Origin of the sequence: Acidovorax sp. SUPP1855, from assembly GCF_030158955.1 — a bacterium.
In the GTDB taxonomy this organism is placed as follows: Bacteria; Pseudomonadota; Gammaproteobacteria; order Burkholderiales; family Burkholderiaceae_C; genus Paracidovorax.
Map to the genome: position 1 here is coordinate 1 of NZ_BQXI01000072.1, position 5515 is coordinate 5515.

2 tRNA genes and 3 rRNA genes are annotated in these 5515 nt (G+C 51.0%); all 5 read right to left on the bottom strand.

Annotated features, from left to right (window positions below):
• Positions 1 to 65: 65 nt before the first annotated feature.
• Positions 66 to 178, bottom strand: a 5S ribosomal RNA gene (rrf, locus tag AVMA1855_RS26355).
• A 118-nt stretch (positions 179 to 296) separates the two neighbouring features.
• Positions 297 to 3174 (bottom strand): 23S ribosomal RNA (locus tag AVMA1855_RS26360).
• A 353-nt stretch (positions 3175 to 3527) separates the two neighbouring features.
• Positions 3528 to 3603 (bottom strand) — tRNA-Ala (locus AVMA1855_RS26365).
• A gap of 31 nt (positions 3604 to 3634) precedes the next feature.
• A tRNA-Ile gene (locus tag AVMA1855_RS26370) sits at positions 3635 to 3711 on the bottom strand.
• Positions 3712 to 3780: 69 nt separating this feature from the next.
• Positions 3781 to 5309, bottom strand: a 16S ribosomal RNA gene (locus AVMA1855_RS26375).
• Together the 16S, 23S and 5S rRNA genes with 2 tRNA genes alongside form the textbook arrangement of a ribosomal RNA operon.
• Positions 5310 to 5515: the final 206 nt, after the last annotated feature.

Sequence of the window (5515 nt, forward strand, 5' to 3'; positions counted from 1 at the left end):
ATTTTCATTCTCCAAAGCAAAGCGCCCCGACATCGTTGGATGTCGGGGCGATTTGGGCTGTAAGAGCCTGACGATGACCTACTTTCACACGGGAACCCGCACTATCATCGGCGCAAAGTCGTTTCACTGTCCTGTTCGGGATGGGAAGGAGTGGGACCAACTTGCTATGGTCATCAGGCATAACTTGGAGCTACCTTGATGTGATCAAGGCGGCGAATTCATAGAGTTTGGAATCAGCTTGTATTTTGACTGCGTCACTTGGCATAACAACTTGATCGAATGGTGATCAAAGTTATAGGGTCAAGCCGCACGAGCAATTAGTATCAGTTAGCTTAACGCATTACTGCGCTTCCACACCTGACCTATCAACGTCCTGGTCTTGAACGACTCTTTAGGGGGCTCAAGGCCCCGGCAGATCTCATCTTGAAACGAGTTTCCCGCTTAGATGCTTTCAGCGGTTATCTCTTCCACACTTAGCTACTCGGCAATGCCACTGGCGTGACAACCGATACACCAGAGGTGTGTCCACTCCGGTCCTCTCGTACTAGGAGCAGGCTTCCTCAAATCTGCAGCGCCCACGGAAGATAGGGACCAAACTGTCTCACGACGTTTTAAACCCAGCTCACGTACCTCTTTAAATGGCGAACAGCCATACCCTTGGGACCGGCTACAGCCCCAGGATGAGATGAGCCGACATCGAGGTGCCAAACACCGCCGTCGATATGAACTCTTGGGCGGTATCAGCCTGTTATCCCCAGAGTACCTTTTATCCGTTGAGCGATGGCCCTTCCATACAGAACCACCGGATCACTATGTCCTGCTTTCGCATCTGCTCGACTTGTCAGTCTCGCAGTTAAGCACGCTTATGCCATTGCACTATTAGCACGATGTCCGACCGTACCTAGCGTACCTTCGAACTCCTCCGTTACGCTTTGGGAGGAGACCGCCCCAGTCAAACTGCCTACCATGCACTGTCCCCGATCCCGATAAGGGACCTAGGTTAGAACCTCAAACACACCAGGGTGGTATTTCAACGTTGGCTCCATGAGAACTAGCGTCCTCACTTCAAAGCCTCCCACCTATCCTACACAGATCTGTTCAAAGTCCAATACAAAGCTACAGTAAAGGTTCATGGGGTCTTTCCGTCTTTCCGCGGGGAGATTGCATCATCACAAACATTTCAACTTCGCTGAGTCTCAGGAGGAGACAGTGTGGCCATCGTTACGCCATTCGTGCAGGTCGGAACTTACCCGACAAGGAATTTCGCTACCTTAGGACCGTTATAGTTACGGCCGCCGTTTACTGGGACTTCAATCAAGAGCTTGCACCCCATCATTTAATCTTCCAGCACCGGGCAGGCGTCACACCCTATACGTCCACTTTCGTGTTTGCAGAGTGCTGTGTTTTTATTAAACAGTCGCAGCCACCGATTTTTTGCAACCCCTTTGGGCTCGCCTTGTACAGGTTCACCTACTTGGGGCATACCTTCTCCCGAAGTTACGGTATCAATTTGCCGAGTTCCTTCTCCTGAGTTCTCTCAAGCGCCTTAGAATACTCATCTCGCGCACCAGTGTCGGTTTGCGGTACGGTCGTGTGTAGCTGAAGCTTAGTGGCTTTTCCTGGAAGCAGGGTATCACTCACTTCGTCTGCAAGCAGACTCGTTATCACCCCTCATCTAAGCCTGGCGGATTTGCCTACCAGGCACGACTACAGGCTTGAACCAACATATCCAACAGTTGGCTGAGCTAACCTTCTCCGTCCCCACATCGCACTACACATCGGTACAGGAATATTGACCTGTTTCCCATCAGCTACGCATCTCTGCCTCGCCTTAGGGGCCGACTCACTCTACGCCGATGAACGTTGCGTAGAAAACCTTGCGCTTACGGCGAGGGGGCTTTTCACCCCCTTTAACGCTACTCATGTCAGCATTCGCACTTCTGATACCTCCAGCATCCGTTACCAGACACCTTCACAGGCTTACAGAACGCTCTCCTACCACTCACAGTAAACTGTGAATCCGCAGCTTCGGTAACTGGCTTAGCCCCGTTACATCTTCCGCGCAGGACGACTCGATCAGTGAGCTATTACGCTTTCTTTAAATGATGGCTGCTTCTAAGCCAACATCCTGACTGTTTTAGCCTTCCCACTTCGTTTCCCACTTAGCCAATTTTAGGGACCTTAGCTGGCGGTCTGGGTTGTTTCCCTCTTGAGTCCGGACGTTAGCACCCGGTGCTCTGTCTCCCAAGCTGTACTCGTCGGTATTCGGAGTTTGCCTTGGTTTGGTAAGTCGCCATGACCCCCTAGCCAAAACAGTGCTCTACCCCCGACGGTAATACTTGAGGCACTACCTAAATAGTTTTCGGAGAGAACCAGCTATTTCCAAGTTTGTTTAGCCTTTCACCCCTATCCACAGCTCATCCGCTAGTTTTGCAACACTAGTCGGTTCGGACCTCCAGTACCTGTTACGGCACCTTCATCCTGGCCATGGATAGATCACTTGGTTTCGGGTCTACACCCAGCGACTGAACGCCCTATTCGGACTCGATTTCTCTACGGCTTCCCTATTCGGTTAACCTTGCCACTGAATGTAAGTCGCTGACCCATTATACAAAAGGTACGCAGTCACCCTTGCGGGCTCCTACTTTTTGTAAGCATGCGGTTTCAGGATCTATTTCACTCCCCTCCCGGGGTTCTTTTCGCCTTTCCCTCACGGTACTGGTTCACTATCGGTCGATTACGAGTATTTAGCCTTGGAGGATGGTCCCCCCATATTCAGACAAGGTTTCTCGTGCCCCGCCCTACTTTTCTCTAGCTTAGTACCACACGTCTGTTTTCGCATACAGGGCTATCACCTGCTATGGCTGGGCTTTCCATCCCATTTTGCTAACAGTCGTGCTATCACTAGAAGGCTCTTCCGATTTCGCTCGCCACTACTTTCGGAATCTCGGTTGATGTCTTTTCCTCGAGCTACTGAGATGTTTCAGTTCACCCGGTTCGCCTCGCATACCTATGTATTCAGTATGCGATACCTCTTGCGAGGTGGGTTTCCCCATTCAGAAATCTCCGGATCAAAGCTTATTTGCCAGCTCCCCGAAGCTTATCGCAGGCTATCACGTCTTTCGTCGCCTGTAATCGCCAAGGCATCCACCACATGCTCTTAGTCACTTGACCCTATAACTTTGACGTCTCTTTCGAAACATCTCCATTTTCTTTCAAGTACTTGCGAGGTCTTTCACCTCGCGCGTTATGCCGTAATGTGAATGTTTCTTTGGTATTGCTACCTAGAGAACGATTCGTCATTACTTGAACTAAAACAAAGTTTCAATTCGTTTTGACGCAATCAAATTTCATGTTGCTGATGGCACGGTCTGCACTAAACCTTTACGAATGTGCAGTTTCCATCAGCAACGCTGATTCGACTCTATGAATTTTTAAAGAACAGCCGATTGATCTGAGTAATCTCGATCAACAACAAAGAAGCCTTTTTTCAAAGCCTCTTTGGTGTTGCATTGATACCGATTGGTTGGTGGAGGATGACGGGATCGAACCGACGACCCCCTGCTTGCAAAGCAGGTGCTCTCCCAGCTGAGCTAATCCCCCAATGATCCTCGCATCTGATGTTTGGAAGATTTGGTGGGTCTAGTTGGGCTCGAACCAACGACCCCCGCCTTATCAAGACGGTGCTCTAACCAGCTGAGCTACAGACCCATGTCGGTCAGACCGACTCTTCCAACAACCGATAAGTGTGGGCGTTCAATATTGAATGCAGTTTTCCAGAAAGGAGGTGATCCAGCCGCACCTTCCGATACGGCTACCTTGTTACGACTTCACCCCAGTCACGAACCCTGCCGTGGTAAGCGCCCTCCTTACGGTTAGGCTACCTACTTCTGGCAGAACCCGCTCCCATGGTGTGACGGGCGGTGTGTACAAGACCCGGGAACGTATTCACCGCGACATTCTGATCCGCGATTACTAGCGATTCCGACTTCACGCAGTCGAGTTGCAGACTGCGATCCGGACTACGACTGGCTTTATGGGATTGGCTCCCCCTCGCGGGTTGGCAACCCTCTGTACCAGCCATTGTATGACGTGTGTAGCCCCACCTATAAGGGCCATGAGGACTTGACGTCATCCCCACCTTCCTCCGGTTTGTCACCGGCAGTCCCATTAGAGTGCCCTTTCGTAGCAACTAATGGCAAGGGTTGCGCTCGTTGCGGGACTTAACCCAACATCTCACGACACGAGCTGACGACAGCCATGCAGCACCTGTGTTACGGTTCTCTTTCGAGCACTAATCCATCTCTGGAAAATTCCGTACATGTCAAAGGTGGGTAAGGTTTTTCGCGTTGCATCGAATTAAACCACATCATCCACCGCTTGTGCGGGTCCCCGTCAATTCCTTTGAGTTTCAACCTTGCGGCCGTACTCCCCAGGCGGTCAACTTCACGCGTTAGCTTCGTTACTGAGTCAGTGAAGACCCAACAACCAGTTGACATCGTTTAGGGCGTGGACTACCAGGGTATCTAATCCTGTTTGCTCCCCACGCTTTCGTGCATGAGCGTCAGTACAGGCCCAGGGGATTGCCTTCGCCATCGGTGTTCCTCCGCATATCTACGCATTTCACTGCTACACGCGGAATTCCATCCCCCTCTGCCGTACTCTAGCTATGCAGTCACAAATGCAGTTCCCAGGTTGAGCCCGGGGATTTCACATCTGTCTTGCATAACCGCCTGCGCACGCTTTACGCCCAGTAATTCCGATTAACGCTTGCACCCTACGTATTACCGCGGCTGCTGGCACGTAGTTAGCCGGTGCTTATTCTTACGGTACCGTCATGAGCTCTCTTTATTAGAAAGAACTTTTTCGTTCCGTACAAAAGCAGTTTACAACCCGAAGGCCTTCATCCTGCACGCGGCATGGCTGGATCAGGCTTTCGCCCATTGTCCAAAATTCCCCACTGCTGCCTCCCGTAGGAGTCTGGGCCGTGTCTCAGTCCCAGTGTGGCTGGTCGTCCTCTCAGACCAGCTACAGATCGTCGGCTTGGTAAGCTTTTATCCCACCAACTACCTAATCTGCCATCGGCCGCTCCGTCCGCGCAAGGCCTTGCGGTCCCCTGCTTTCATCCGTAGATCGTATGCGGTATTAGCAAAGCTTTCGCTCCGTTATCCCCCACGATCGGGCACGTTCCGATGTATTACTCACCCGTTCGCCACTCGTCAGCATCCGAAGACCTGTTACCGTTCGACTTGCATGTGTAAGGCATGCCGCCAGCGTTCAATCTGAGCCAGGATCAAACTCTACAGTTCGATCTTGATTTTTTCGCTCTTTCGAGCAACTCATAAAAAAGAATTGAAGTGAACTTCACTTCTATCTCATGAGCGTTTGTAGTGCTAAGCACTAGTTCCAAAGAACTTGGCACTCGCCATCAAACGCCCACGCTTATCGGCTGTATATTTTTAATGAACCGAAACTCAGAATCTCTTCTTTGTTTCAAACTTTGCTGCAATCAGCA